This is a genomic window from Pseudoalteromonas holothuriae (assembly GCF_945859825.1).
Taxonomy (GTDB): Bacteria; Pseudomonadota; Gammaproteobacteria; order Enterobacterales; family Alteromonadaceae; genus Pseudoalteromonas; species Pseudoalteromonas holothuriae.
The window spans coordinates 1-26,233 of record NZ_CAMAPC010000023.1 but is presented as its reverse complement, the minus strand read 5'-3'; the positions used below and the strand labels follow the sequence as shown (position 1 = coordinate 26,233).

General features: G+C 39.7%; 28 protein-coding genes and 1 tRNA gene. 25 read left to right on the top strand and 4 right to left on the bottom strand.

What is annotated here, in order from left to right; translation table 11 throughout:
- The first annotated feature begins 5 nt into the window (after positions 1–5).
- The 11 genes from galU to OCI93_RS18890 all read left to right on the top strand — a co-directional run bounded on the left by galU (position 6) and on the right by OCI93_RS18890 (position 9,393).
- Positions 6–884 carry a UTP--glucose-1-phosphate uridylyltransferase GalU gene (gene galU / locus OCI93_RS18940; RefSeq protein ID WP_261594811.1) on the top strand — a complete coding sequence of 293 codons (879 nt, stop codon included), beginning with the start codon at positions 6–8 and terminating at the stop codon, positions 882–884.
- Positions 885–1,018: 134 nt separating this feature from the next.
- Complete coding sequence (locus tag OCI93_RS18935; RefSeq protein ID WP_261627049.1) at positions 1,019–1,570, top strand: SPOR domain-containing protein; 552 nt, start codon at positions 1,019–1,021, stop codon at positions 1,568–1,570.
- A gap of 126 nt (positions 1,571–1,696) precedes the next feature.
- A complete protein-coding gene (locus OCI93_RS18930) occupies positions 1,697–2,296 on the top strand; it encodes a DUF4402 domain-containing protein (RefSeq protein ID WP_261594809.1) in 600 nt (199 codons plus the stop codon).
- 20 nt (positions 2,297–2,316) lie between these two features.
- On the top strand, positions 2,317–2,757 hold the full coding sequence (locus OCI93_RS18925) for a DUF4402 domain-containing protein (protein WP_261627047.1): 441 nt from the start codon (positions 2,317–2,319) through the stop codon (positions 2,755–2,757).
- A 14-nt stretch (positions 2,758–2,771) separates the two neighbouring features.
- Positions 2,772–3,569 carry a fimbrial biogenesis chaperone gene (locus OCI93_RS18920; RefSeq protein ID WP_261594807.1) on the top strand — a complete coding sequence of 266 codons (798 nt, stop codon included), beginning with the start codon at positions 2,772–2,774 and terminating at the stop codon, positions 3,567–3,569.
- Positions 3,570–3,581: 12 nt separating this feature from the next.
- Positions 3,582–6,536 (top strand): carboxypeptidase regulatory-like domain-containing protein, encoded by a 2,955-nt coding sequence (locus OCI93_RS18915; protein WP_261594806.1) that lies wholly within the window; start codon positions 3,582–3,584, stop codon positions 6,534–6,536.
- Between the two features lie 16 nt (positions 6,537–6,552).
- Complete coding sequence (locus tag OCI93_RS18910; protein WP_261594805.1) at positions 6,553–7,215, top strand: SPOR domain-containing protein; 663 nt, start codon at positions 6,553–6,555, stop codon at positions 7,213–7,215.
- 63 nt (positions 7,216–7,278) lie between these two features.
- Complete coding sequence (locus OCI93_RS18905) at positions 7,279–7,875, top strand: FlgO family outer membrane protein (RefSeq protein ID WP_261594804.1); 597 nt, start codon at positions 7,279–7,281, stop codon at positions 7,873–7,875.
- A gap of 13 nt (positions 7,876–7,888) precedes the next feature.
- Positions 7,889–8,566, top strand: coding sequence for a FlgO family outer membrane protein (locus OCI93_RS18900; protein ID WP_261594802.1), 678 nt, complete (start codon positions 7,889–7,891; stop codon positions 8,564–8,566).
- An 8-nt stretch (positions 8,567–8,574) separates the two neighbouring features.
- Complete coding sequence (locus OCI93_RS18895; RefSeq protein WP_261594801.1) at positions 8,575–9,228, top strand: FlgO family outer membrane protein; 654 nt, start codon at positions 8,575–8,577, stop codon at positions 9,226–9,228.
- 90 nt (positions 9,229–9,318) lie between these two features.
- Positions 9,319–9,393: transfer RNA gene (locus OCI93_RS18890), tRNA-Arg, on the top strand.
- A 246-nt stretch (positions 9,394–9,639) separates the two neighbouring features.
- Here OCI93_RS18890 and OCI93_RS18885 read toward each other — a convergent pair.
- On the bottom strand, positions 9,640–10,833 hold the full coding sequence (locus OCI93_RS18885) for a flagellar assembly protein FlgT (RefSeq protein WP_261627046.1): 1,194 nt from the start codon (positions 10,831–10,833) through the stop codon (positions 9,640–9,642).
- 109 nt (positions 10,834–10,942) lie between these two features.
- On the opposite strand from OCI93_RS18885, the gene OCI93_RS18880 reads away from it, so the two are divergent.
- The gene (locus OCI93_RS18880) at positions 10,943–11,422 is read left to right on the top strand and encodes an LPP20 family lipoprotein (RefSeq protein WP_261594799.1); all 480 of its coding nucleotides are present in this window, start codon (positions 10,943–10,945) and stop codon (positions 11,420–11,422) included.
- Positions 11,423–11,487: 65 nt separating this feature from the next.
- Here the strand turns inward: OCI93_RS18880 and flgN are convergent, their stop codons facing one another.
- The 3 genes from flgN to flgA form a co-directional block, all read right to left on the bottom strand.
- Complete coding sequence (gene flgN, locus OCI93_RS18875; RefSeq protein WP_261594798.1) at positions 11,488–11,916, bottom strand: flagellar protein FlgN; 429 nt, start codon at positions 11,914–11,916, stop codon at positions 11,488–11,490.
- Positions 11,909–12,232, bottom strand: coding sequence for a flagellar biosynthesis anti-sigma factor FlgM (gene flgM / locus OCI93_RS18870; RefSeq protein WP_261594797.1), 324 nt, complete (start codon positions 12,230–12,232; stop codon positions 11,909–11,911). Before flgM ends, flgN begins: the two co-directional genes overlap by 8 nt.
- 68 nt (positions 12,233–12,300) lie before the next feature.
- Positions 12,301–13,008, bottom strand: a complete 708-nt coding sequence (gene flgA / locus OCI93_RS18865) for a flagellar basal body P-ring formation chaperone FlgA (RefSeq protein WP_261594796.1) — start codon at positions 13,006–13,008, stop codon at positions 12,301–12,303.
- A gap of 140 nt (positions 13,009–13,148) precedes the next feature.
- Here flgA and OCI93_RS18860 point away from each other — a divergent pair, with 140 nt between their 5' ends.
- The 13 genes from OCI93_RS18860 to flgL all read left to right on the top strand — a co-directional run bounded on the left by OCI93_RS18860 (position 13,149) and on the right by flgL (position 25,848).
- Entirely contained in the window at positions 13,149–14,081 is a 933-nt protein-coding gene (locus OCI93_RS18860; RefSeq protein ID WP_261594795.1) for a chemotaxis protein, read from the top strand.
- A 17-nt stretch (positions 14,082–14,098) separates the two neighbouring features.
- On the top strand, positions 14,099–14,932 hold the full coding sequence (locus tag OCI93_RS18855; RefSeq protein ID WP_261627044.1) for a CheR family methyltransferase: 834 nt from the start codon (positions 14,099–14,101) through the stop codon (positions 14,930–14,932).
- An 82-nt stretch (positions 14,933–15,014) separates the two neighbouring features.
- The gene (gene flgB, locus OCI93_RS18850; protein WP_261594793.1) at positions 15,015–15,428 is read left to right on the top strand and encodes a flagellar basal body rod protein FlgB; all 414 of its coding nucleotides are present in this window, start codon (positions 15,015–15,017) and stop codon (positions 15,426–15,428) included.
- 5 nt (positions 15,429–15,433) lie between these two features.
- Positions 15,434–15,868 carry a flagellar basal body rod protein FlgC gene (gene flgC / locus OCI93_RS18845; RefSeq protein ID WP_261594788.1) on the top strand — a complete coding sequence of 145 codons (435 nt, stop codon included), beginning with the start codon at positions 15,434–15,436 and terminating at the stop codon, positions 15,866–15,868.
- A 14-nt stretch (positions 15,869–15,882) separates the two neighbouring features.
- Complete coding sequence (locus tag OCI93_RS18840; RefSeq protein ID WP_261594787.1) at positions 15,883–16,563, top strand: flagellar hook assembly protein FlgD; 681 nt, start codon at positions 15,883–15,885, stop codon at positions 16,561–16,563.
- Positions 16,564–16,608: 45 nt separating this feature from the next.
- Positions 16,609–18,003, top strand: a complete 1,395-nt coding sequence (gene flgE / locus OCI93_RS18835) for a flagellar hook protein FlgE (RefSeq protein WP_261594786.1) — start codon at positions 16,609–16,611, stop codon at positions 18,001–18,003.
- Between the two features lie 162 nt (positions 18,004–18,165).
- Positions 18,166–18,930 carry a flagellar basal body rod protein FlgF gene (locus OCI93_RS18830; protein WP_261627043.1) on the top strand — a complete coding sequence of 255 codons (765 nt, stop codon included), beginning with the start codon at positions 18,166–18,168 and terminating at the stop codon, positions 18,928–18,930.
- 18 nt (positions 18,931–18,948) lie between these two features.
- Positions 18,949–19,737, top strand: a complete 789-nt coding sequence (flgG, locus tag OCI93_RS18825) for a flagellar basal-body rod protein FlgG (RefSeq protein ID WP_261594784.1) — start codon at positions 18,949–18,951, stop codon at positions 19,735–19,737.
- A gap of 15 nt (positions 19,738–19,752) precedes the next feature.
- Positions 19,753–20,436, top strand: coding sequence for a flagellar basal body L-ring protein FlgH (gene flgH, locus OCI93_RS18820; protein WP_261627042.1), 684 nt, complete (start codon positions 19,753–19,755; stop codon positions 20,434–20,436).
- A gap of 12 nt (positions 20,437–20,448) precedes the next feature.
- The gene (locus OCI93_RS18815) at positions 20,449–21,543 is read left to right on the top strand and encodes a flagellar basal body P-ring protein FlgI (RefSeq protein WP_261594782.1); all 1,095 of its coding nucleotides are present in this window, start codon (positions 20,449–20,451) and stop codon (positions 21,541–21,543) included.
- A gap of 105 nt (positions 21,544–21,648) precedes the next feature.
- Complete coding sequence (gene flgJ / locus OCI93_RS18810) at positions 21,649–22,605, top strand: flagellar assembly peptidoglycan hydrolase FlgJ (RefSeq protein WP_261594781.1); 957 nt, start codon at positions 21,649–21,651, stop codon at positions 22,603–22,605.
- A 1-nt stretch (position 22,606) separates the two neighbouring features.
- Positions 22,607–24,628, top strand: a complete 2,022-nt coding sequence (gene flgK / locus OCI93_RS18805) for a flagellar hook-associated protein FlgK (RefSeq protein WP_261594780.1) — start codon at positions 22,607–22,609, stop codon at positions 24,626–24,628.
- A 2-nt stretch (positions 24,629–24,630) separates the two neighbouring features.
- Positions 24,631–25,848, top strand: coding sequence for a flagellar hook-associated protein FlgL (gene flgL, locus OCI93_RS18800; RefSeq protein WP_261594779.1), 1,218 nt, complete (start codon positions 24,631–24,633; stop codon positions 25,846–25,848).
- The last annotated feature ends 385 nt before the right edge of the window (positions 25,849–26,233 follow it).

The following is a 26,233-nucleotide window of genomic DNA, read 5'->3' as shown; positions in this document are numbered from 1 at the left end:
AGAAAATGAAAGCCGTTATTCCAGTTGCCGGTTTAGGCACGCGCATGTTGCCTGCAACTAAAGCAATTCCAAAAGAAATGCTGCCTATCGTTGATAAGCCTCTTATTCAATATGTTGTTAACGAGGCGGTTGCAGCAGGGGTAAAAGAAATTGTACTTGTGACGCATTCCAGTAAAAACTCCATAGAAAATCATTTTGATACTAGTTTTGAACTTGAAGCGACCTTGGAAAAGCGTGTGAAGCGCCAGTTATTAGAAGAAGTTCAGGCTATTTGCCCAAAAGACGTGACCATTATTCATGTTCGTCAAGGTGAAGCTAAAGGCTTAGGGCATGCAATCAACTGTGCCAGACCGATTATTGGTGATGCGCCGTTTGTGGTTATGTTACCCGATGTATTAATTGATGAAGCGGCCAGTGATTTATCAAAAGACAACTTGGCACAAATGATCCAGCGATTTACACAGCAAGGTCAAAGCCAAATCATGGTCGAGCCTGTAGCGCATCAAGATGTTGACAAGTTTGGGATTGCCGATATTGGTGATGTGACGTTAACAGCAGGGGAAAGTACGGATTTGTACACTTTGGTTGAAAAGCCCGCGATTGAAGATGCACCGTCTGATTTGGCGGTGGTAGGGCGTTATGTATTGAGTAAAGAAATATGGCCACTGCTTGCTAAAACTCCTTTGGGCGCAGGTGGCGAGATTCAGCTAACTGATGCTATCGCAATGCTAATGGAGCAAGAGAAAGTTCAGGCTTATGCAATGAAAGGTAAAAGTCATGATTGCGGTAGTAAATTAGGCTATTTACAGGCTAATGTTGAATATGCATTAAGGCGTAGTGAATTCAGTAGCGATTTGAAAGCGCATATTAAATCTTTGCTTTAATACTAACCGTGTCAAAATGTAACTAGTGGATTGCTATAAATTTTAACTGTAAATTAAAGTGTCTTAATGGCACTTTTTTTGCTTTTAAACACATAAGGAATATTGCTCATTTGAAATACAAAGGGAGCGTGAAGATGTTAGATACCAAAAAATTCGTTTTACCTTTACTAGTCGGCTTGTTAAATGTTTCTTGTTCTTTGGTAGATCACAACAGGAGTAAAGACACGCAATTTGTCACTAAAGCCGAAGTAGAGCCTTATTTAACGCAATGGCAGAACAGCCAAGACAGTATCACTCGCCTTAGTGAGATGGAAAGTGATTTAGCACTACTAATAAGACTAGTCGCATCGCAAGCCGATTTAGAATCGCTGCCCTCTGAACTGAGAGGGGATTTACATCGAGTTACTCATGCTGTTGCAGATAAAGAGAGTGACTCACAACCGCAACCTTTCGTACAATTAGCAATATTTATACAAAAATCACGGGCTGATTCTTATTTAGCGCAGTTTAAAAAACGTCATCCTAAACTCGCTACAGTGATGACTTATCAAGTCAGTGGTTTTACCAAAGGGAATATAGAATATTATCGAGCTTTAGCAGGGCCTTTTAGTTATAAAAGAGATGCTGAAAAAGTGTGTTATATACTGCAAGCCATGTCGCAGTCATGCCAAGTGCTTATAGAGTAAGTGATTTGTGTGAAATAGTATTTTACAAAATTAGGAACAAAAGTGTAAAGTATCGGGATAATTTGACGATACCCAAGTGGGGGCCACACTTTTCAATGGATGGCCAAATTAATTTAAGGAAATATAATGAAAAACAATATATTTATCATTTCATCTTTTATATCAATTGGTATTCTTAGCGCACCAGCATTAGCAAAAACGCAGCAGTTTTCTGCCACTGTAAATGTACAAAACACCTTTAACATGACCAAAGGTAAAGACTTGAGCTTTGGAACGATCCGTGCAAAAGCAGATACGACGAATGCTGATATTGCAAGCTTAGTTATTCCATCAGACCCAGATGCGCAGGCAACGACAGATACCACAGGTACAGGTGCCGTTATCGCTATATTAGGAGAAGAGGGCAGTGCAGCAGAATTTAGCATTGAGGGGTTACCACAGTATGCCAGCCTGACGATTACTAACCCGACAGAGACGGATCTCGTTGCAGGAGGAAGCCAAGACTCTGACGCAAAGTTTAAGCTTAGTGACTTTACTTACTTTGTCAGAGTGGGCACCAGCGCAGGGGCTGTAACTGGTAATACTTTGCGTGCTGATGCAGAAGGTAAAATTGAGTTTCTTCTTGGCGCAACATTAAATACTAGTAACAATAGCACTGACGGTACAACTACTGATTATGTTGATGGTGAATACTCAGGCACGTTTAATCTCGAGGTAGATTACTAAATTCCACTTGGCTTTTTAAAATGTTCAAATGGCAGTTGTCAGGTTTACTATTTGGCTCAATTAGTACTTTTGCACAGGTAATTGAGCCTCTTGATTTTGGCACTTTAGTTATTGTGCAAAACAATCAAGAGTCGTCTATTAGTGTGTTTCATGATGGTCGAGTTGTCACCAGTGGACTGTACACGCACACAAGAGGCCACCCAGCTTTACTTATTGTAGACTCCTTACAACCAAACAGCCGCGTGTATATATCTGATAATGTTAGCCAAGCTAGATTAAATAATAACTTAGATAATCAGCACTTTATCGTTGAAAAGCTGTTGTATAGGCAATCACAGATTACTGATCAGCATGGAGAGCTTGAGCTATCTATTGGGGCAATGCTCAAAACGTCCGCAAATGGGCGTCCCTATTATGATGGTCAATACTCTTGTGTGCTTGAAATAAGCGTGGACTATTAATAAGCATGAGAATAATGCATACACCTTACTTATTTATTTTTTTATCATTCTTTTTAACTGTGGCAAGTAGTTTTAGCGCGTCAGCCAATTTACTCATATCTCCCACCCGTATTGTGTTTGATGAACGTACGCGAACAGCGAAAGTGTATGTTATCAATAACTCTTCTGAGCGGAAAATGTATCGTTTGCAGTGGCAAGAGAAAAAGGCAAAGTCTGAAGGCGGATATGAGTCATTACCTGATTTAACCAGCACTTCACTTAGTCCGATGATGCGTATGAGTCCAAGCCAAATCTCATTGGCCCCAGGGGAGCGCCAGGTCGTCAAACTTGCGCTAAGAAAACCTCGTGATTTAGCTGAGCTAGAATATCGTTCTCACTTGCGTTTTAAAGCGCTCCCAAATGAGAAAAATTATTCAGAAAAACAGTTAGGGATCACCCTAAATATGGTAATGAGTTATTCAATTCCTGTAATTTATAGGGCTAATAAATCAATACCTAAAGTACGTATTGCTGATGTAAGAGTAGTGCAGCCAGATATGCTGGAATTAAAAATGCTCAGAACCGGTAAGCAGAGTACTTTTGGGCTACTAGAAGTGCTATTTACCCCTGAAAATAGTCAAAAGCAGCAACGGGTTGCAGTGTTATCTAATTTTAGTATTTATCCAGAATTGGCTGAAGCTAAAGTGCATTTGAGCACCATAGATGGTTTTAGATTTACACAAGCAGGGGAGCTAAAGGTCCGTTATGTGGGTGGAAAAGAGTATGTTGGTCATGTGTTTGCGCAGCACTCAATAACATTAAAACATCAATAGCGGCTATTATCTATGCAAGCTCGCAATCAAGAACTGCTTGTTGCATTTACCATGATTTTATTAAGTAGCCATGCAAGCGCAACGGTAAACAATTACTCAAATATTCTGAGTGTTTTAAAGCAAATTGACAATAAGTTAGTGGCATCGCAATTAGCACCTAATCTGAAAGATACTCACAGTAGTATTCCTGAAGGTGAAATGCTTTTTCTTTCTTTATATTTAGAAAATAACTACTTAGGAGAGGTGGTAGGTGTCAAGCATAAATCAGGGTCATGGCTTGAGTTAACGAGCTTCTTCGACAGTCTAGATTTTGCAATTGTAAAAAATGAGAGTGAGTTTGAAGGCTGGTTTATAGATACAGAGAATGAATTTTATTTTGATGTACTAAATCAAACTGTAGCAGTTAACGGAAAAAATATTACTTTATCCAATGGTGATATTCACCTAGAACAAGATGAAGTATATGTTGACCTTAAGGCGTTAGAGTCTTGGTTTGGGCTGAGTTTGGAAGTTGATTATCGTGCGCTTGAAATGTCGTTAAGCTCTAATCAGGTTCTACCCATAGAGGCTAAGCTTGATAGAGGTAAACGTCAAACAAGTAAGCTTGCTAAGAGCCGCTACGCAACTAAACCATGGAAAGCGAGTCCTTATCGCTTTTTTTCATCGCCACTGGCTGATGTGCAACTTGGTTATAGTGAATCAAAAGCGGACAAAAAAGGCTATTACTCCGTGTTGGGTTCCCATGATTTTGCCTATTTACGTAGTGAGTATTTTTTAGCAGGGAAATCTTCGGATTTGCTTAATCAATCTAGAGTTAAGCTAAGTCGCAACAGTGCTCAAGGCGATTTATTCAAAGGTATCAATGTCACCCAGTTTGAGGTCGGTGATATTGTCGCAACTCAGGTGGGAAGTCTTCATCAAAATCAATATGCAAGGGGTCTAAAGCTCTCTAATGCGCCATTGCACAGATTACTTGATCAAAATCGGATTACAATTACAGGTGATGTGCAAAATGGTTGGGATGTAGAGCTTTATCAAAATGGCGTTTTAGTAGAGCAAGTTTTGGCTAGCTATGATGGTCGTTATCTATTTGAAAATATAAATTTATTAATTGGATTAAATGAATTTGACATCATTCTGTATGGTCCCCAAGGGCAAGTTGAAAAGCGCACTGAGCAGCATTTTGTTGATGGCAATGCGCTAAAACTGGGAGAGGGAGTATATGAACTCTCAGTAACGCAACAAGGTTATCGTACTTTAGATAGTCAACGGTATAGAGTTGCCCCAATTGGATGGTTACTGTCCAGTCGTTATGAACGCGGGGTATCTGATAATATGTCTGTATATGGTGCGACTTCAGTTAGAGCAAGCAAAGGTTCGGGGCCACAAAATATTTTGGCATTTGGTACTAACATGACACTTGCAGATAGGTTTTTGGTTAATTTAAATTATGAGAAAGATGATTTGTCTCAATCGCGGGTTGAGTTAATTACTCGAGCCAAAATTTTCGACCAAGCGATGAGACTTCACTATAAGCGTTTTGAGCGCAATAAAATAATAGCTCCACAGCTAAGACAAAGTAATACTCAGTCGTTACTTGGCTTAGACTTCACTGGGAATGTATCTTCTGTTGCATATGGGCGATTGAGTTATAGAAATTCGATTGGTATTTCACAAAGGCAGGTAGGTGAAGATCATAAAGAAATAAAAAATGGCTTTAACTACACGCTAGGAAGATATGGGTTTGGCAATCAAATACAATGGCGACAACGTGCAAGTGGCATAATAACGAGTGATGGTAGCGCTCAGCTTCAAGCTCGATTTGGGCGGGTTTACAGTCGACTATCGGTAGATTATACATTGCAACCTAACAGAGAAATTAGTGGTTATTCTGCTCAATTTAATACCAATGTGGCAACCAATTTACAAGCACAACTTACCTACTCGAGCTCTTTAGATACTGATTTAGATGTTACTAAGTTAGCCTTAAATTGGCAAAATCAAAAGTTAAGTATCAACACCTCAATGTCCTATGATAGTGATGATGATTGGCAGTTTGGAGTGTTTGGGCGATTTAGTGTGGGTTATAACACATTAGGCAACGACTATTTTATTTCGCACAGAAGCTTAGCTAAAAGTGGTAGCGCGCTTGTGAGGGTCTTTTTGGATGAGAATAATAATGGCGAATTTGATGTTACAGAGCCACTAATAAAAGATGTAAAAGTAAATGCATCGCAAGCTTATCGGCACGCTGTTACCAATGCCAAAGGTGTGGCTATATTGACAAGTATGCAAATAAATAGAAAAACAGATATTGTGCTGGATGAGACGAGTATAGCTGAGCCATTTATTATCCCTGCGCATGAGGGGGTTTCTATAACACCAAGAGCTGGATATGTCGAATACATCGACTTTCCATTAGTAAACTCAAGTGAAGTAGAAGGAAGTGTATATTTAGCCGATGGCAAAGTTTTGCCGTATGCCAAAGTAAAGTTGATAGATCAAAAAGGCAGTGAAGTTGCAAGTACAGAATCTGCTTATGATGGCTATTACTTATTAACAGGCTTGAAACCAGGCGAATATACAGCAACAGTCGACCAATCTCAAATGAAGCAGAAAAGCCTTAAAGCAAAGCAGCGGGTTCATGTTGAACTACCGAATGAAGGGGAAGTACTTTCTGAAGTTAACCTGTCTTTACAAGCGCTAAGCAAAGTGAATGGTGTGGTAGTAAGCTTAGGTGCGTTTTCATCTTTACCCATTTTAAAAACTTACTTTGTTTTGATAGGCAATAAAATAAACAAGTTAAATGCTTATCAGCCTTTTTACATATACGATTCGCAGCAAGAAAAATACATCTTAGCCTTAAGCTATACGGGAAAGTCAGTTGCAAAGGCTGAACGTGACTGTGAGCTGGTAATAGAGCAGGGGTTAACGTGTAATGTTTTGCATACGTTAATTCGGTATTAATTTAAAGAAGGAATAAATGATGCTTAAAATTAACTGCCAAATATGGCAGTTCGCTATGATGCTATTTATTGTCGGTGTCAGCAGTGCCTGCACGAGTACAAAAGATACTGAAGAACAAGAAGTAACATTGACTAGAACACAGTTGGAGCAACTTCAAGAGTCTGCCAGGCAGTGGCAAGAGGCAAAAGATGGAATAGCAAGGTTATTACGTATCGAGAAAGACCTGAGTATTTTAATAACACAGCTTGATAGCTTAGTTAAACAGCAAATTAATAGTGGAAATGACAGAAAAAGTTCGTATGCAAGCGATCACTCTCTTAAAAAGGTAATAAAAGTAACAGCCGCTAAGCAAATTGAAAATGTGCCACAAATGACATCTGATAAATTAGCATCGCTACCTAAAGTGACCCCTAAATACGCATTACAATTAAGCGCGGTAACACAAAAGAGTCGGTTAGATAATTTAATTCCAAATTTGAAATCAAAGTTGCCAGATACATTAAGTGAAAATTTGAATATTGAAACGACACAAATAGATAATGTGACATTTTATCGTTTAAAAGCTGGTGGCTATTCAGATAAAAAGTTGGCCCTAGAGGCATGTAACAACCTTAAGCTAAAATCAATAAACTGTATTGTTAGCCTTTCGAGTGACCAAACGGCGAAAACCAAACTGTAATTGATATTTAGGTATGGTTTTTGCATTTATTTAGACAGAGTTATTTGTTTAGGTTTAATAAAAATGCGCTTAGTTCTATTTTTGTTATGCATTGGTCTTTCAGGGTGCCAAAACATAGGGTATGTAAACAAGCAACACCCTCTTTATATTACACCCGAGAAAAAGATGGCACCTTATACTGTGCATCAATATGTTAGTGATCTTAGTGTTCAGCTCAGTAACATAACAGGTGTACGTAAGCGTAATGCCCGCATTGCAGTAATGAGTTTTTTTAAGGCAGAAGGTCTAGGAGAGGGACTTGCAACCCAACAAGCTTCAGGTTTAAGCCAACAAATACAAGAGAGTCTATTGACCCAATTTACACAATTGGGTTATCACATCGTGGAACATCGATTAGAAAATCAGCTGTCGCTGTTAGATAGTGCAGATAGTATGCTAAGTCGAAATATTGATAATTTACGTGAGCGCCAGAGTATTGACTTTATAGTGGCAGGCACTTTAACTCAGCAGCAACATGCTTATATTGTTAACGCAAGACTCATCGATACGCAAAGTGGACGAGTTGTTTCTGCTGCGACGACTGAAATTCCAGTGAACGTGATGTGGTCAGATGAAAAAATACAGCAACGCGATGGGTTGATCTATCGCAGTGAATATTGATGAGGAACATACAATGAAGAATTATTTGTATCTTTTGCTATTACCATTAAGCGTTGGCTGTGCAAACATGCTGGACAACTTTGGTTCTCAGAGCCAACAAGTTCAGGGTAATAATAATGCACAACGTGGCGTTATAGCACCCAATACTTCAAAGGAGGTATTTCAGTCTCGTAATGCAATGCCAAATTTAGTCAGCCAAAGAGCGAATGTGAGCCGCAAGAACATCAACCATTATGTGCGTGGAATAATGCAAGATTTAGTAGAAAACTTGCAGTATGTGAATGCAAAAACACCTTTGGCAGTATCAAGTTTTGTCTATTTAGATGATGAATATGATCAGGGGACCTTGTTAGGTAACCAACTATCAGAAAGCTTTATGCATGAATTACATAAATTTGGTGTTTCTGTGATTGATTTTAAAACTACAGACTACATGCGAGTGACTCCACAAGGCGATTTTGTTTTTAGTCGTGACTATTTGGAGCTTAATGAAACACATAGCTTTCAATATGTTTTAGCTGGCACGTTAGTCAATCATCAAGGTGGTGTATTAGTTAATGCTCGAATCGTAGGTATTAATAGTAAAGCCGTGGTCGGTTCCGCACAGGGTTTTATCCCTCAGCAAGTTGTTGATGCTTTGGGTAATAGTTATAGAACGGATGGCATTTTACTGAAAAAAACCAGTAATTGAGGTGTAAAATGAAGCAGCAAAATTATCTGTTGATAGTAACGGCGTTAACCTTAGGTGGTTGCCAACTATTAAATAATACTCAAGCGCCAATTGCACAGCAACAGGTAGCACCGAGTCAAATTGATGTGCTCTATCATGAAGCCCATGAACAACAGCAAGCGGATGAGCTACAGAGCTTGCCAAATTCACGTCGGTTTAGTCCCGTAATACATAACTTACAGTTGGCTAATTATGTTGAACAAATGGCTTTGGATCTTGTAGATAATTTGTATTCTGAGCAAGAGGTAAATATCGCGGTCACTTCTTTTGTAGACTTTGATAATAATTTACGTACCACAAACCAGCTTGGTAATCAGCTTGCTGAAACCTTCATTCACCAACTACAAAAATTTGGTTATGGTGTAGTGGACTTTAAGGCGACTCAGTCAGTGTCGGTGACAAAAGGCGGAGATTTTTCTTTTTCCAGAAGATCTAAAGCACTGACAAGTAAAAAAATCGCCAGTCATGTGCTTTCTGGTACCATGATTTACAGGAGTACTGGTGTAGAAGTCAATGCGCGTGTTATTGATATTGATTCTAAACAAGTGGTGGCAAGCACACGTAAAATTGTACCTACATACGTCTTACATAATGCAGATATTGCATTGTCAGGGGTAAGATGAGCAATGTTATGCGACTTAGATTAAGTGGCTGACTTTTATAAAAAAGTATTGAAATGTAATAGAACCTACGGCTATAATTTCAGCCGTAGTGGCCCCTTAGTTAAATGGATATAACAGTCCCCTCCTAAGGGATAGTTGCAGGTTCGATTCCTGCAGGGGCCGCCAACATACCTACTTTATACACTTCTTTAAATTAATATTAAGATTCACTTTTATCAAGTCAAAATTTTTGTCTGCTCTTACTGTTCTAAAGCGCTTACTTGGCGCTCAAAATTTATTAAGTCAGTGAAACCTTAAAGGGGTTGTAAGATAAGTAGTTCAGTGATTGAAAATAAATATTTAGAATAAAATTTATTCAAGGAAATTTAGCTGCGCTTAACGGGCCAGTGCAGCTTATCCCTAGATATAAGCTTAATTATCAAGTAAAAAACTTTCTGCACTTTTCACTTTGATTTGAACTATGTCATTGAGCTGTATATTACTTAACGGGCGTGAATTTAAATTAACTGCTGTCGCGCTTTGCATATTTACGTTAATGATTTTTACTTGCTCTATAGTTTGCATTGTGGAATTTATCACAGAACCTTTACTGGTAATGATGTTGCTCTGATGCATGATGGACAGTATCTTACCAGTTTCCAACCCATGGGCTTTTCCAAGGTTAATCACTACCTGATCGTTATCTAAATATAAGATTTTTCCCTTAGTCGGGATACAAGAAACAGCTGCATTCATATCTTGGCTGACTTTATTAAATACTTCCTGGATCTCTTGAGCATAATGAGAGTTCCAAAACTTTTCACTGTGCACATCGATTAATTTGGTTTTTTCAAAAGGCCAAACACCTTGTGTGGCATAGTGCTGCTGCCAGACTCTTTCATAGGTCAGTGCATCATACAAAGCAAAGTCGATTTTAAAGCTTCTTGCGTATTTATCATCTTGCCAAAAAGCATATTCACTGTTTAGTTTATCTGTATCAGCAATATCAGTGATCTGGCTTAATAAAACATATTGGCTATTACTGTTCATTGCGATTGTTTCGATTAGTAAAGGATTATAATTAAATTGCTGAGAGAAGTACTCTGTTACGTTTATTGAGATATTAAGGTATGGAATTGGTTTTATAGTATTTGTCCGCTCATTCAAGGTATTAAACAGCCTCTGAGATGTAGATTTAGCGATGTCAAATATTTGACCCATACGAGCTTGGTGTGGTTGTGTCAATTGGCTTTGAGTAATGGCTATCTGTTTATTGAATTGCTGTTCAAGGCACTTACCCTGCGTTGTATAAATATCGAGGTGTAGAGTAACACTGTATTGGTCCTGCTCCTTACTTTCACTTACTAAGTTGACTTGCTGTATTTCACCATGAGATTGAATTTTTAGCTCATCTTGGCTTAATATGCCATCAGCCACGCTTTGCACACTACTTACGGTTGCGCCAGAAAAAATAAGAGCTTGTGTTATAGCGTCTTTGACGGCTGCTTGTCTTGCTTGAGCAACATCGCGACCTTGAGTACTTGCATAACCAACAACTTCATACCATTCTGCTTTGACAGCAGTACTGATACAAATAAGTGCAAGTAAAGTGGTAGCCTTAATCATAATTAGCGCCTCAAAAATATTATACTGAGTTAGAAGCAAATCATGTACCACAATTTATGGCAAGAATTGTGCATAAATAAATACTATTAATCTTGTGAGGTGATCAACCATGAATATCGAAAAGCAAAGAAACCGAATCGGCCTTATTAGTATAGTGGTGCTTTTGTGTTTTATAAGTGGCTGTAGTAGTTTATTTGATAAGCACATTGAATACGAGTATGTAAAACCAGATAACTACCCTGTGTTAAAAGCAATTGGGTATGCACCATTGAGTGCGCAGCCTGGTATAAGCAGTTCACAGAAAATGTTAATGGCAGTTAAGGTCTCAAAACTTGAAGCATACCGTGAACTAACGGAGCAAGTATATGGTCAGAGCGTCACATCTAGTATGACAGTTAAAGGTGCTGTTGCCCAAAATGATGGCTTAAAAAGTCAAGTGAGAGGGGTTATCCGTGGCGCTAAAGTTGTGAAAAGCTATGCTGCAGGTGATACATATGTTACAGAGCTTGAGTTAGATATGAAGCGTGTTCACGACCTTTATATAAGCCAAGCGAAGCCAAGAAAAATTAAGCGAGTTACTTATTATTAAGTGCCGATTGAACACGTTATGAGAGGCTTTAATCGGAGCAATTGTAAAGATAGAGCCTTTAAACATTAGGCTTTGAGGTTTTTAACTAGTTCATTATTTTGAGAAACAACAGCACCGTCTTGGCTATATGTTACGGATGATGGAGCACCAATTAAAATTTCCTTCAGGTCTTTAATACTGAGATTGGCTTGGTGGGCAGCTTGAGCATTGACTTCATTTTTTTGTTTACATTCAATCAGCAGGTTTTCTATCTTTGCAGTAATTACTTTAGCTTTTTCTTGTTCAAATAAGTACTTATCAAAGCCAGATATCTCTTTATCTAGCTTTTGAATGTTATTAAGTAGCGTTAGCTTTTCTCTTGCTAAATCTTTGAGTCCATCACCTTTTCTTGCAGCCAAAGATTCAAGCTCACTATCTAGCAACTGGGTCAAAGTTGATAAATGAGTGAGCTGTTTGTCTAGCTTATGGACACAAAGGTTAAGCTGATCATCCATACATATCAAACTCAAATGCGGCAATATTCTTTGCTAACTTTTCAGCGTCAACTTGATATTTGCCTTCGCTAATGGCTTTTTTAAGTTCAGCGACTTTATCGCTATTAAAGGCTGGCGCTTCTTGAGCTTTGTCCTGTAAATTTTTAAGTTGACGCGCTTGCGGTGTCAAGCTTACAGAATCTGCAGCAGCTTTTTGTGGCGCTTTAGAAGGTGCGCTATTCACATTGACATCATTTTTTTGCAACTCAGCCTTTTGCTGCTTAATATTATTAAGCGCGCTGTTTGTTTGCGATTGACCTTTTACGTTATTTACCATGACCATGACCCAAATAAAGTTTCTTGCCTAATATATCGGCGACTGTGACTATAACTTTAGCAAAAATTTTAGATATTCACCTCAACAGAATCAACATCTTTTACTCTTCCTGACACTATCTTTCCAGACTTTTGATTTTTAACCCGAATTTGTTCACCTAAGTTACCATCTTGCAATGCGACACCCGATGTTTTTATAGTCAAGGTCGGTGTTTTAGCATAGATGTTCACAATATCGCCTTTGCAAACCATACAAATTTGATTCATACCTATGGGCATACCTTCTCTTAGAGTACGCTTACTTCGGCTACCAATCAATAAATTAAAATCTTCAATATAAGATGACCTCACAAAGTGCTTAGGTCGATATTCAAGTTTCAAGTGTTGCTCAGTTAAAAGCTCTCCTTTGCTGATCATTTCTTTACTTACAATCACTGGGAATAATTCTTCTATGCGAATATGTACATATTGAGTCCAACCAGATAAGTCGTCACATTTAAGTTGTACAGTAACTTGTCGATTAAATGGTGGTGTGGCATTAGTCGATACGTCCAGTGGCGTTTTACATTGGCGTGTGGCAAGTCTCGAATCTAAGGGTATTGCATAAATTTGCAAATTAGAGTCGGGCTTAGTGATTGTTAGACTTGAGATATATGAACGAGCAGTTTCCTCGAGTGCTTGATTATTGAAACCTTGGGCATAAACTTCACAACTGAGTAGAATGTATACCATTGTGGTGAAAAACGCTGAAGTTTTGGTTTTTTTTAACAAACTCATGATGTTTCGACTATGCTTATCATGTGAAAAAGGGTATAAAGATTTTGCGTTAATTGTGACACCTCTTCAAGAGTTATTGTTTCTTCATTAACGTCTGCAAGTATCGTTCCGTTAAGCATTATTAAAGGTAGGAGATTGAAATGGCAGGTATTTTAGACTCAGTAAACCAACGAACTCAGTTGGTTGGGCAAAACCGCCTAGAGTTATTGCTATTCAGGCTTAAGGGTCGACAACGTTTTGGCATTAACGTTTTTAAAGTACGTGAAGTACTGCAATGCCCGCCACTAACTAGTATGCCTAAATCAAACTCATTTGTTAGGGGCGTTGCACACATTCGTGGGCAAACTATTTCTGTGATCGATATGTCACTCGCCGTAGGGGGTCCTGCAATTGAAGATATACATAACTGCTTTATAATTATCGCAGAGTATAATCGCTCAGTTCAGGGGTTTTTGGTTGGTGCTGTGGAGCGTATCGTTAATATGAATTGGGAGAAAATAATGCCACCGCCATCGGGGGCTGGTCGTTACTCCTATCTTACTGCGGTAACAGAAATAGAAAATGAATTGGTTGAAATTCTTGATGTTGAGAAAATTCTCAACGAGATTTGTCCTGTAAATACAGAAGTTAGCCAAGATATCGTTTCTGATGGTGAGATGCAAAAAGACTTGGGTGAGAGAATAGTGTTCATTGCTGATGATTCAGCTGTTGCTCGAAATCAAGTTAAAAGGGCGCTTGAGCCGCTGGGAGTGCAAACTGAGCTAGCTAAAAATGGCAAAGAAGCATTGTTAAGGTTGCGTGAAATTGCTGAGATGGATTGCCAGAATAATATTACTGAGCGTGTTGGCTTATTGATTTCTGATGTTGAAATGCCAGAAATGGATGGATATACGCTCACTGCAGAAATAAAAGCAGATCCAAAATTGGCACCATTGCATGTTATCCTGCATACTTCTTTGAGTGGAGTATTTAATCAGGCAATGATCCAAAAGGTCGGTGCTGATGATTTTATCGCAAAGTTTAACCCTGATGAATTGGCAGCAGCCGTGAAAAAGTGGGTTCACTGTGACTAATGAATGGCGGTAATACATTGGAAAATAAGCATCTTCAACAAAGCGAATATGATCAGTTTAGAACTTTTCTAGAGCAACAGTGCGGTATTGTACTAGGCGATAATAAGCTTTACTTAGTTAAAAGTCGTTTGGCACCCCTAATGGCAAGATTTGGGGTTGATACGTTATCAGCATTGGTGAGCAAAACGCTTAGTCCACATGAGCGGCAATTACGTGCCGCAGTCGTGGATGCAATGACAACGAATGAAACATTATGGTTTCGTGACGCCTATCCGTTTGAGTTATTAAAAACAAAAATTTTTCCTGAATTTAATGACTTGCGTAGGCCCATCAAAATCTGGTCTGCAGCCAGTTCCTCTGGCCAAGAGCCTTATTCTATTGCTATGTCTGCAAGTGAGCATCAAAGCAAAAGTGCAGGGAATTTGAAAATGGGAGTTCAGATAACAGGCACAGACATCTCTAATACCATGTTAGATATGTGCAAAAACGCAGAATATGATGCTCTGGCTTTAGCGAGAGGGTTGTCTGCTGAACGGCGTAAGAAATTTTTTAAAGACAGTGGCAATGGTATGGCGCAAGTTGTCGACCCAGTCAAAAAGATGGTGAACTTTAGGCACCTAAACTTGTTGGATTCTTACGCGTTGATGGGGAAATTTGATGTTATTTTTTGCCGAAATGTACTCATTTATTTTTCGCCAGATGTAAAGGCAAAAATTATTTCTCAATTTGCTCAAGCACTAAACCCCAAAGGGTATTTATTTCTTGGAGCCTCAGAATCCATGGCTGGATTAAGCGATTCATTTGAGATGATACGTTGTAACCCAGGAATAATTTACCAGAAAAAACAATAGTCTATGGCGGTTTCTCCGCCATTTTCATTTTTGGCCCACCTTTTGCTTTAACTTCATAGAGTCAAATTTTTGGAGTTGTGTTATGGCAATTAGTTTTGATAAAGCTTTGGGCGTACATCCTCATACTATGCTTATTCGTTCACAGCGTGCTGAACTTTTAGCCAGTAATATAGCCAATGCCGACACCCCTGGATATAAAGCGAAAGATATTGATTTTGGGCAGGCATTTAAAGCGGCAAAGTCTAGTCAGCAAAGTGGCAACAGCATGGTTCGAACAAACGAAAATCACCTCAGTGGCGGTAGTAAACTGACCGGAGGGGTTGAGTTATTTCGTAATCCAAATCAAACAGATACAGGTGATGGTAACTCGGTTGATGTACAAGTGGAACGAAACTTGTATGTACAAAACTCATTAGAGTACCAAGCAAGTTTGCGATTTCTATCTGGTAAGTTTAAGGGCTTGAAAAAAGCCATTGGTAGTCAAGGTCAAGGGTAATTACTATGAGTTTATATAACGTATTTGATATAGCAGGTTCAGGTATGAGTGCTCAGAACATTCGCCTGAATACGACTGCCAGTAACATTTCAAACGCAAATAGTGTCAGTTCGAGTCAGGATAAAGTTTACCGAGCTCGTCACCCAGTATTTGCCGCTGAGTTGACTAAGGCGTCTTCTATACAAGACCCAACCAGTTTAGGTGCGTCAGTTGGGGTTAAGGTATTGGGAGTAGTAGAAAGCGATAAGCCTCTACAAGTTGAATATAATCCTAATCACCCAAGTGCAGATAAGGATGGTTACATCTATAAGCCAAATGTGAATGTGGTTGAAGAGATGACGAATATGATCTCAGCATCACGCTCATATCAAACTAATGTACAAGTAGCTGATGCTGCTAAGCAAATGCTTAGCAAAACCTTACTGCTTGGTCAGCGCTAACGGGAGTATAGCTGATGAGTAATGATATTAATGCGGCATCACCTTCAACATATATGGACTCTCTTCGTTGGTCTGAGCAAAATAAACCAGAAGAGAAAAGTGATGAGTTAACTCAGGAGGACTTCTTTTCATTGTTAACTCAACAGCTGTCTTTTCAAGACCCAAGTAAGCCTGCTGATAACGATCAAATGATTGCGCAAATGACTAACTTTACTATGGCTGAAGGTATTTCAAACCTCAATAGTAAGTTTGAGCAACTATCTGCGTCAATGACCTCTAATTCAGCGCTGCAAGCTTCAACTTTAGTTGGTAAAAAGGCGTTACTAGAGTCTGACACAATTGAGTTTGGGTCTGATGGGTTATCTAAAGGTTCAGTCATTGCACAGTCACCTGTAGAGAAGTTAACGATTAGCATCTATGACGATACAAATCAGCTTGTTAGACAAATTGACTTAGGTAGTAAGCCTGCAGGTGCTGTTCGCTTTGAATGGGATGGTAAGAACTCCGACGGCACGACAATGCCTGAAGGTGAATATTCAATAAAAGCTGAGGGCAGTGTTAATGGGCAGTTTTCTAGTTTACCCATGGCAACATTTAAAAATATTGACAGTGTTAATATAAATGGCGCCAATGGCATCATTATTAATACTAAAGCGGGTGCAGTGAGACTCACTGATGTCGCCGAGATAGCATAAATATTTAAGTAACAGATTTAACCTTAAGTAAAAAGAGGTGAGAACATGAGTTTCAATATAGCACTAACCGGTTTAGCAGCGGCCCAAAAAGATTTGGATACGACTGCAAATAATATCGCTAATGTAAATACCACAGGCTTTAAAGAGTCTAGGGCTGAGTTTTCTGACGTATATGCCGCATCTGTATTCAGTGCGGGTGCCACTAAAAATGGTGATGGCGCACAAACAACGATGGTTGCACAACAGTTTCACCAAGGCTCTTTAAAGTTTACACAAAACTCTTTAGATTTGGCTATTACGGGTGAAGGGTATTTTGCCACGAGTGAAGATTTAAGCTCGCAAGATTATGCTTACACACGAGCAGGGGCTTTCAAGTTAAATAAAGATAACTTTATTGTTGACTCCAAAGGTAATTTTTTACAAGGTTTTCCAGTTGATGCAAGTACTGGTGATACTACATCAGTGAGCTTAAGTACCTCAACGGCACTGCAAATTCCTGATGCATCAGGGTCACCGCGCGCCACTAATAATGTCTATACATCATTTAATCTAGATTCACGAGCATCGGTCCCAACACTGGCTTTTGATCCGAATCAGTCAGCGTCGTATAATTCTTCAACCTCTACTACATTGTACGACTCATTAGGTGAGCCGCATGTTATGCAGCTATTTTTTAGAAAAACAGCCGACAATGACTGGAGTGTTTATGCCACCATGGATGGTAAACAATTTAACCACCTAGGTGATGAGGTAGAGCCAGCGGCTACACCTGCGGTTTTAAGTACACCTATCTCCATGTTTCGTTTTGACTCAAGTGGTTTACCTAGCGCAACAGTCGCTGACCCGCTTGCAGCACCACCCCTTTATAATGCAGTGGCACCGGCCACGACTTTTAATGCATTGACAATACCAGGCTTGGTGGCTGGTGGTAATCCAGGGTTATCTGAGTTACTAGGTAATGGCGCGACTTTTCCTAATGATGTAATCGTTAATTGGCGTGATGAGGCTAACACCACAAATAAGCTACCAACGCAATACGCAAGTCGTTTTGAAGTAAAAGCATTGGAACAAGATGGCGCAACGGTTGGCAGATTAGCAGGCATTGATATTGGCGCTGATGGTAAAATTGTGGCGTCATACAGTAATGGCGATTCTACTTTCTTAGGCCAAGTTGCTATGGTTCGTTTTTCCAATTCGCAAGGCCTACAGCAAGTAGGAAATACGTCTTGGAAAAAGAGTCTAACCTCTGGTGAGCCAATTGCAGGAGAGCCAGCTTCTGGAACTTTAGGTACAATTAACTCATCTGCGTTAGAGCAATCAAATGTCAACTTAACCAATGAGTTGGTTGATTTGATTAGTGCACAGCGTAACTTTCAAGCTAACTCTCGAGCACTTGAGGTTAACTCAACCATTCAGCAAAACATCTTACAGATCCGATAGGTTCGGTTTGATAAAAAAGCCGCAATTTTTTGCGGCTTTTTTGTGGTCATATCTTTTCTATACTTCCGTCATATCTTTGGCAGTTCTTCATTATATTAGTTGTGTTTTTCTGGCATTAAAATTGCTTTATTCATTATATGAAAAATTATTTAGGCCAGAACGATGGATAAAATGCTATATGTGGCGATGTCCGGTGCTAAGCAGAATTTGCGAGGTGTGGCGATAAAAGCCAATAATCTTGCCAATGCCAATACGACTGGTTTCAAAGCCGACTTTGCGCAAGCGCGTTCTATGCAAGCTTTCGGTGAAGGTTTACCAACACGTGTTTTTGCGATGCAAGAACGCCCTGGTACTAATATGACAGCAGGTTCTGTTGTAGAAACAGGTAGAGATTTAGATATATCCGTTGCACAAAAAACGTGGATCAGCGTAATGGATGAAAGTGGAAATGAAGCATACACCAAAGTAGGTAATTTTAATATTCGTGCAGACGGGGCATTGATCACCAGTCATGGACGTCAAGTTGTTGGCGAAGGTGGGCCAATTATCTTGCCAGTACCTGTTGATAAAGTGATATTTAGTGATGATGGCTCAATTCAAATTCGTCCTCAAGGCGCACCCGCTAATTTTATGGAAGTGGTAGATCGCTTAAAAATTATTGAAGCAGACAATAGCCAATTAGAAAAAGGCAATGACGGTTTGTTCAGGCCAAAAGAAGAAACACTGGTGAATGGTTTGTGTGGGTTTTGCGATATTTCGCCAACTGCACGAGTCATGAGCGGCACGTTAGAGCGTTCTAACGTAAATCCCGTGCATGAGATGGTTGATTTAATCAACCATCAACGCCAGTTTGAAATGCAAATGAAACTAATGAAAACAGCGGAAGAGATAGACGAGCGTCACGTGTCTCTACTGCGTATCGTCTAACCAAGTGAGGTAGATATTATGAACCCAGCATTGTGGATCAGTAAAACAGGCTTAGACGCCCAGCAAACTGACATAGCCGTTATTTCCAACAATTTAGCGAATGCGAGCACCGTTGGATACAAAAAAAGCCGTGCTATATTTGAAGACTTACTTTATCAAAATATTAATCAACCTGGCGGCCGCTCCTCTCAAGATACCGAGCTGCCCTCTGGTTTAATGCTAGGTGCGGGCTCTAAAGTGGTAGCAAACCAAAAGAACTTCTCACAAGGTAATATGCTTAGTACTGAGAACTCATTAGATTGGATGATACAAGGGCCTGGTTTTTTTGAAATTCAAATGCCAGATGGCACAACCGCTTATTCGCGTAATGGTCAGTTTACCACAGACGAAGAAGGGCGAGTTGTTACTCCTGGTGCAGGCTTTCCTATTCAGCCGCAAATGAATATCCCTGATGATGCACAATCAGTGACGGTGTCACAAGATGGTGAAGTGTCTGTGGCAATCGCGGGTCAGGCAGAGAATGTGGTTATAGGGCAGTTGGTCATTAGCGACTTTATTAACCCATCAGGTTTAGAACCAATCGGGCAAAACTTGTATACCGAAACTGCTGTAAGTGGTGCACCGGTACAAGGTAATCCGAGTGTTGACGGTTTAGGGTCAATCGTGCAGGGCGCATTAGAGACATCGAATGTAAATGTAACGGAAGAGTTAGTTAATTTGATTGAAACTCAGCGAGTTTATGAAATGAACTCAAAGGTTATTTCAGCAGTAGATGAAATGCTAAGTTACATCAATCAACAGTTATAATTTTTAGGGGGCAGTATGCGTGATTTTAGCTTAGCAATTTTGGTAACCGTTTTACTTTCAGGATGCGTGTCAACACAAAACGCTGATGTGCAAAGAGATGACCCATACTATGCGCCAATGTATCCAGAACAACAAGCCGATCCTATTGTGGCAACAGGTTCGCTATTCAGTCAGCACCTTTCTAATGATTTATACTCTGATAAGAAGGCACTGCGTACAGGCGATATTATTACTGTCGTACTGAGAGAGTCTACACAGGCATCAAAGGCTGCTAATAATCAAACAGACAAAGAAACCGATGCTTCTCTTAGCCCAGTTACTGGATTGGGTGGCTCTGCTATTAATATAGGTAAAGAGAGCCTTCAGTTTGGTTTGGAATCAGAGTCTTCATTTAAAGGAGATAGTCAAGCAAATCAGTCAAATAGCCTAGTTGGTAACATTTCAGTCAATGTGATGAGAGTTCTACCTAATGGTAACTTAGTGATTAGAGGCGAAAAGTGGTTAACGCTTAATACGGGTGAAGAGTTTATTAGGCTAGAAGGTTTGGTTAGGGCAGCGGATGTAAATGCTGACAATACAGTGCAGTCGAACAGAATTGCTAACGCGAGAATCCAATATTCGGGCAAAGGCCAGCATCAAGAAACACAAAGCGCAGGGTGGTTGGCTCGTTTCTTTATGAGTACATTACTGCCATTTTAAAAGGTAAAGACGATGAAAATGTTTCTTATAGTATGTGTTGTACTAGGTAGTTTGTTCTCACAGTGCGTACGTGCCGAACGAGTAAAAGACGTTAGTATGGTTGAAGGTGTGCGTTCAAATCAATTAGTGGGTTACGGTTTGGTTGTTGGTCTGCCAGGTACGGGGGAGCAAAGTCGATTCACTGAGCAAAGTTTTAAAGCTATGCTAAGTAGTTTTGGTATCACCATGCCATCGAGTCTAAAACCAAAGATAAAGAATGTGGCAGCTGTTGCTGTTCATGCAGACTTACCACCCTTTGTAAAACCGGGTCAAAAAATTGATGTAACTGTTTCCTCTATCGGAAGTGCAGGCAGTTTACGTGGTGGAACATTATTACAGACCTTTATGAAGGGAGTAGATGGCAACGTGTATGCGATTGCTCAGGGCAGTTTAATTGTGGGTGGATTAGGTGCTGAAGGGTTAGATGGAAGTCGTGTGGTCATTAATACGCCCACAGTTGGACGTGTGCCAAATGGGGCAATGGTAGAACGCGCTGTCAAAAGCCCATTCACGCAAGGTGACCATATTACCTTTAATTTAAATAGCCCTGATTTTACAACGGCAAAGCGTTTAGCAGATACAATTAACGCTTTAGTGGGCCCCAATAGTGCAAAGCCTTTAGATGCAGCGTCAGTTAGGGTTATTGCGCCAAGAGACCCATCCCAGCGTGTGGCCTACTTATCAACACTTGAAAACTTAGAGTTTAAGCCCGCAGATACGAATGCCAAAATTATTGTTAATTCACGCACTGGCACAATTGTTATTGGTAAAAATGTGAAGCTGCAGCCTGCAGCAATCACTCATGGTGGTTTAACTGTGACGATTGCAGAGCAGCAAAACGTTGCTCAGCCGCAGGCATTAGCGCAAGGTGAAACGGTGGTAACACAACAGAGTATTATTGATGTTGACACCGATGATTCACGGGCATTTGTGTTTGACCCAGGTGTTAGCTTAGATGATCTTGTTCGTGCTATTAACCAAGTTGGCGCAGCACCTGGTGATTTAATGGCTATTCTTGAAGCGCTTAAAGAAGCTGGCGCTATCAATGGTCAATTAGTCGTCATCTAAAGTTTTATTTTTAATCAATCAGTTAGCCTCGAAATATCGGGGCTTTTTTTTGGCTTACTTCTTGCATTTATTTAAACATGATTTTCAACATGTGTCGTTGAGCAGATGAATACTAATCCGTTAGACAAACAAAACTTTTTTGATTTAGGTGATCTTAATACCCTACGTCAAGATGCCTTAAAAAGCGGCACTGACTCTCAAGCATCTAATGAAGCTCTTAAAAAGGCAGCGCAGCAATTTGAGTCGATTTTTACGCAAATGCTTTTAAAGAGTATGCGCAAAGCGAATGAGGCGATGGAAGATAAAGAAAGTCCATTTAATTCCAGTAGCGTCAAGTTCTTTGAAGAAATGCACGATCAGCAGTTATCTGTTGAGCTTGCAGGAAAAGGGAGTTTAGGCCTTGCAGATCTAATTGTTCAACAATTAGCTCCCAATGGTGAGGGCTATACGCCAGCTTCTGTTTTACGTACTAATGCAAACTTACAAAGCGATAAAATCGCCAATGGTGAAGCGACGTCTCATGTGGCACAAAAGTCAGCCGATAAATCAGATAACCAGGATGATTTTAAAGACCCTGAGTCATTTGTTGGGGCCCTTTGGAGTCATGCAAAAGAAGCAGCACAAAAGATAGGGCTGAATCCCGCTGTAATGGTAGCTCAAGCTGCATTAGAAACGGGTTGGGGTAAGCATGTGATTGCGAAGCCGGATGGCTCTAGTAGTTTTAATTTGTTTAATATCAAATCTGATAAGTCTTGGTATGGTGAGAGCGCCAAAAAGCTGACACTGGAATTTGAGCAAGGGCTGCCAGTGCAAAAGCAAGCACATTTTAGAGCATATGATTCTATTAAAGAAAGCATTAGTGATTATGTCGATTTTTTACAAAATAACCCAAGGTATGAACAAGCGCTCAAAAAAGTAAAAGAGCCGGCCCAATACCTTGATGCTTTGCAAGAGGCAGGTTATGCCACGGACCCAAATTATGCTCAAAAGATTAAAAGTGTGTTACAGCGTGGAGAGTTTAAACAAATGCTCTCTTCTTTGATCCGCCAAGGAGTAAATTGATATGACCTATGATCTTATGAATATAGGCAGTCACGGCATTCGTGCCAGTAACGAGTTACTGCAAACAACCAGTAAAAACATCTCTAATATGAATACCAAAGGGTATATTAGAGAGCGTACTGAGCATACAACAATGATTGGCAATCAAGTTGGTCGTGGCGAAACAGTTAGGTTACTTAATGATTTTGCTCAAAAACAACTTAATAGAGATATATCGAGTAAGTCTTATTATGAGCAATTTGTAACCGAATCATCTCGTGTTGATACCTTGTTTTCACAAGAGTCGAATAGCCTAAGTACCAGCATCAATTCTTTGTTTAATAATTTACAAGAAGCTGCTAACCAACCTTCATCGTCTGTAACACGCTCTTTATTTATGACTGATTCACAGAACTTAGTTGACCAAATGCATCGCTTATCGGGTATTGTTTTTGATCAACAAGGGATTGTGAATGAGCAACTGAATGTATACACCAGTGAAGCAAATAATTTGATTGAAAATATCAGCAACCTAAATAGTAAAATTACAGCGAGCCGAGGACAAGAGGGTTCTAATGTTGCCAATTCAGTTTTTAATGAGCGAGATGAAGCAATTAAAGATCTTGCTGAGTTAGTTGATATCGAAACAATAGATGGTCCTAATGGTGAAAAGATGGTTTTCTTAGGATCTGGTCAATCGCTAGTTATGGAAAATGGTACGTTTAATACACTAGCTCTTAATGGTGACCCTGACCCAGAAGTTAAAGAACTCAAGTTGGATGTAGCAAATGGCAATGCAGTCGCATTAGATGTCGATATTGCTAACCTAAAAGGAAAAATTGGCGGCTTACTGGCGTTTAGAGATGAGATTTTGTACCCTGCTCAAAACCAAATTGGGCAAATAGGCCTTGCTTTGGCTGATGCATTTAATCAGCAGAATCGCTTAGGCATGGACCTTGATGGAAATATGGGGCAAGACATTTTTAAAATCCCAACCGTACAAGGTTATGCTTATCAAGATAATACTGGTGCAGGCTCAGTGACCGCAACTGTAGAGGCAGGGTTGGGCGAAAATGTTCCTGCAACTGATTTTCGAGTTACTTTTTTAACAGCGACAAGTGTTGAAGTGGCAGCCATAGATGCTAAAGGTAATGTGATTGGTACTCCTACAACAGCCAATGTGACCGGTGGTGTTGTCAATTCAACGACAACGGTTCCAGCGGGCGCTGATTTATTTGGTTTGGACATATCCGTTGCTGCGGGTGCTGCAGTTAATGATAGCTTTTTAGTTAAACTTAATTCTACAACGGCCAGTTCTATTTCGCTAGAGACAGACAGGCCAAATCACTTGGCTTTAGCATCGCCTATACGCACAAACGCAGGTGCTAGTAATGTGGGTAGTGGTACTATATCAGCAGGGCAGGTAACGAGTATTGGCACTGGTTTTAATGCGACTTCCACGCCAGGTAATCCACCGGTACTGACAAATGGTGCGATCACCATTACCAAGACCGCAACAGCAAATGAATATCAAATTACAGATGGCAGTGGTACTAGTACTTTCACGATTACCCCACCTAGTAAGAATATGTTGACGCAAGCTGGGGCACCATTTAATGGATATGGGTTTAACTTTGATATTGAAGGACAGCCTGCTACGGGTGATACATTTACTCTAGAAGTTAACACGGGTGGTTTTGATGATAACCGTAATGGTTCTGCTTTATCTCAATTACAATCGAGTGAGTTAGTACGAAAAGATGTGATAACCACGGCAGTGGCTGATAATTTAGCGACTTTCAATGAAGCATACGCTGGGCTAGTGACTGATATTGGTGTTGTGGCCAATCAAGCCAAAACCAATGGTGCTGCTTTTGAAGCGTTAGCGAATCAGTCAGAAGCGTGGTTTGAGTCAATGTCGGGCGTAAATTTAGATGAAGAAGCGGCTAATTTACTACGTTTTCAACAATCTTACTCGGCATCAGCTCAAATCATTTCAACAGCGCGATCTGTTTTCGATACACTACTTAGTGCTGCGAGGTAATTATGCGTTTATCAAATAATTTGATGTATAAAAATAGTTTAAACTCAATCTTGAACAATCAACAAGAGGTGAATAAATCGCAGCAGCAGGTTAGTACACAAAAGCGTGTGTTAAGTGCCAGTGATGACCCATCTGCTATGGCAAGAGCGCTGCTATATGGAGATAGAATTCAGACTAATGAGCAATACACGAAAAATACCAGTATGTTGAATAGTCGTCTTGAAACGCAAGAAACGGTGCTAGATAATATTAATGAATCGTTGTTAAAGGCGCAGCAACTAGCAATACAAGCAGGTAACGGTGCATTAACGGCCTCAGACCGGGCGGGTATCGCTGAAGAGGTCAATACCATTAAAACTGCTGTGCTTGATTGGATGAATGCAAAATCTGAAGACGGTCGGTATATTTTCTCTGGATATCAAGACAATACTCAAACTTATGAATTTGACCAAGTTACCAATGAATATACATACAGGGGTGACCAAGGGCAGCATAAAATTAAAGTGGCGGAGGGAGTAGAAATACGCTCTAGTGATAATGGTTTTGATGTGTTTGAAAAGGTTAGCAAGCGATTGAATATAGATAGCACCTCAGTAGCACCTGCAACGGCTACAGTCTATGTTAATGAACAAGGCTCGTTTGATAATTTTCACAAAGCGAACTATAACGCTGATCCAGCAGCCCCTGCAACTGCCAATACAATCACTATAAATGTTACATCAGCAACAACATTTGATGTGGTTCAGGGTGGCGCAACCATCCAAAGCGGTACGTTTAGTGGTAATAGCTTAAGTGCTGCAGGTATGGATATGACTTTTGCTGGCGCAGCGCCAACTTCATTTAGTTTTGATTTGGAAAAACCCACAACTCAAAATGTGTTAAATACATTGGATAATCTGAGTACGGCGCTGACAGATTCAACACTTGGTAGTGTTGATTATCAGCAAGCACTTGCTGATGCTATGGTTGGCTTAACCAACGCGAAAAATGTTGTTTCTCAGACTCAATCGGGGTTAGGTGGCAGATCTAACACTGTTGAAAGTATCTTATCTGCAAATCAAGCACTTGATATAAATAATAAATCGGCCAAAGCAGGCCTGGTTGAGATTGATATGGCAGAGGCAATCTCGAATTTAACTAAGCACGAGACAGCATTGCAGGCTTCTCAGGCAACATTTGGCAGGTTGTCGAGCTTAACGCTATTAGATTACATTCGTTAGTTCATGTTCATTGCAAGTACTTCAGGCTTCTAAATTTAGGCGCCTTTTAATTGCAGTGAACAAGTAGTAAAATAATTTTACTAAAATATTGCTCATTCTAGTCTTATTTAATGCAATTGGTATAAAAACAATAAATCTTACATAATATATTGATTAGTATTAAGTTAAATTCTAAGAACAAAATTTCCCCAAAAATATTGATGCTTCATAACTGTTAATTAAAAAAATAAAAACAATTTTAAAACAATAGGTTATAAAAAAACAAAAAAATAGCTAAAGGATTTTCTGGTAAGCCCGATAACTTAAGTATCAAAGCTTGAGAGTAAAATTGACTCAAAGAGCAACAGTATTAAGTTTAGCGTAAACACAGGGTTTACCGCAGGAG

Excerpts from the sequence above, each read along its gene's own strand:
- galU (WP_261594811.1), top strand. The coding sequence starts at position 6 with ATGAAAGCCGTTATTCCAGTTGCCGGTTTAGGCACGCGCATGTTGCCT.
- OCI93_RS18935 (WP_261627049.1), top strand. The coding sequence starts at position 1,019 with ATGTTAGATACCAAAAAATTCGTTTTACCTTTACTAGTCGGCTTGTTA.
- OCI93_RS18930 (WP_261594809.1), top strand. The coding sequence starts at position 1,697 with ATGAAAAACAATATATTTATCATTTCATCTTTTATATCAATTGGTATT.
- OCI93_RS18925 (WP_261627047.1), top strand. The coding sequence starts at position 2,317 with ATGTTCAAATGGCAGTTGTCAGGTTTACTATTTGGCTCAATTAGTACT.
- OCI93_RS18920 (WP_261594807.1), top strand. The coding sequence starts at position 2,772 with ATGCATACACCTTACTTATTTATTTTTTTATCATTCTTTTTAACTGTG.
- OCI93_RS18915 (WP_261594806.1), top strand. The coding sequence starts at position 3,582 with ATGCAAGCTCGCAATCAAGAACTGCTTGTTGCATTTACCATGATTTTA.
- OCI93_RS18910 (WP_261594805.1), top strand. The coding sequence starts at position 6,553 with ATGATGCTTAAAATTAACTGCCAAATATGGCAGTTCGCTATGATGCTA.
- OCI93_RS18905 (WP_261594804.1), top strand. The coding sequence starts at position 7,279 with ATGCGCTTAGTTCTATTTTTGTTATGCATTGGTCTTTCAGGGTGCCAA.
- OCI93_RS18900 (WP_261594802.1), top strand. The coding sequence starts at position 7,889 with ATGAAGAATTATTTGTATCTTTTGCTATTACCATTAAGCGTTGGCTGT.
- OCI93_RS18895 (WP_261594801.1), top strand. The coding sequence starts at position 8,575 with ATGAAGCAGCAAAATTATCTGTTGATAGTAACGGCGTTAACCTTAGGT.
- OCI93_RS18885 (WP_261627046.1), bottom strand. The coding sequence starts at position 10,833 with ATGATTAAGGCTACCACTTTACTTGCACTTATTTGTATCAGTACTGCT.
- OCI93_RS18880 (WP_261594799.1), top strand. The coding sequence starts at position 10,943 with ATGAATATCGAAAAGCAAAGAAACCGAATCGGCCTTATTAGTATAGTG.
- flgN (WP_261594798.1), bottom strand. The coding sequence starts at position 11,916 with ATGGATGATCAGCTTAACCTTTGTGTCCATAAGCTAGACAAACAGCTC.
- flgM (WP_261594797.1), bottom strand. The coding sequence starts at position 12,232 with ATGGTAAATAACGTAAAAGGTCAATCGCAAACAAACAGCGCGCTTAAT.
- flgA (WP_261594796.1), bottom strand. The coding sequence starts at position 13,008 with ATGAGTTTGTTAAAAAAAACCAAAACTTCAGCGTTTTTCACCACAATG.
- OCI93_RS18860 (WP_261594795.1), top strand. The coding sequence starts at position 13,149 with ATGGCAGGTATTTTAGACTCAGTAAACCAACGAACTCAGTTGGTTGGG.
- flgB (WP_261594793.1), top strand. The coding sequence starts at position 15,015 with ATGGCAATTAGTTTTGATAAAGCTTTGGGCGTACATCCTCATACTATG.
- flgC (WP_261594788.1), top strand. The coding sequence starts at position 15,434 with ATGAGTTTATATAACGTATTTGATATAGCAGGTTCAGGTATGAGTGCT.
- OCI93_RS18840 (WP_261594787.1), top strand. The coding sequence starts at position 15,883 with ATGAGTAATGATATTAATGCGGCATCACCTTCAACATATATGGACTCT.
- flgE (WP_261594786.1), top strand. The coding sequence starts at position 16,609 with ATGAGTTTCAATATAGCACTAACCGGTTTAGCAGCGGCCCAAAAAGAT.
- OCI93_RS18830 (WP_261627043.1), top strand. The coding sequence starts at position 18,166 with ATGGATAAAATGCTATATGTGGCGATGTCCGGTGCTAAGCAGAATTTG.
- flgG (WP_261594784.1), top strand. The coding sequence starts at position 18,949 with ATGAACCCAGCATTGTGGATCAGTAAAACAGGCTTAGACGCCCAGCAA.
- flgH (WP_261627042.1), top strand. The coding sequence starts at position 19,753 with ATGCGTGATTTTAGCTTAGCAATTTTGGTAACCGTTTTACTTTCAGGA.
- OCI93_RS18815 (WP_261594782.1), top strand. The coding sequence starts at position 20,449 with ATGAAAATGTTTCTTATAGTATGTGTTGTACTAGGTAGTTTGTTCTCA.
- flgJ (WP_261594781.1), top strand. The coding sequence starts at position 21,649 with ATGAATACTAATCCGTTAGACAAACAAAACTTTTTTGATTTAGGTGAT.
- flgK (WP_261594780.1), top strand. The coding sequence starts at position 22,607 with ATGACCTATGATCTTATGAATATAGGCAGTCACGGCATTCGTGCCAGT.
- flgL (WP_261594779.1), top strand. The coding sequence starts at position 24,631 with ATGCGTTTATCAAATAATTTGATGTATAAAAATAGTTTAAACTCAATC.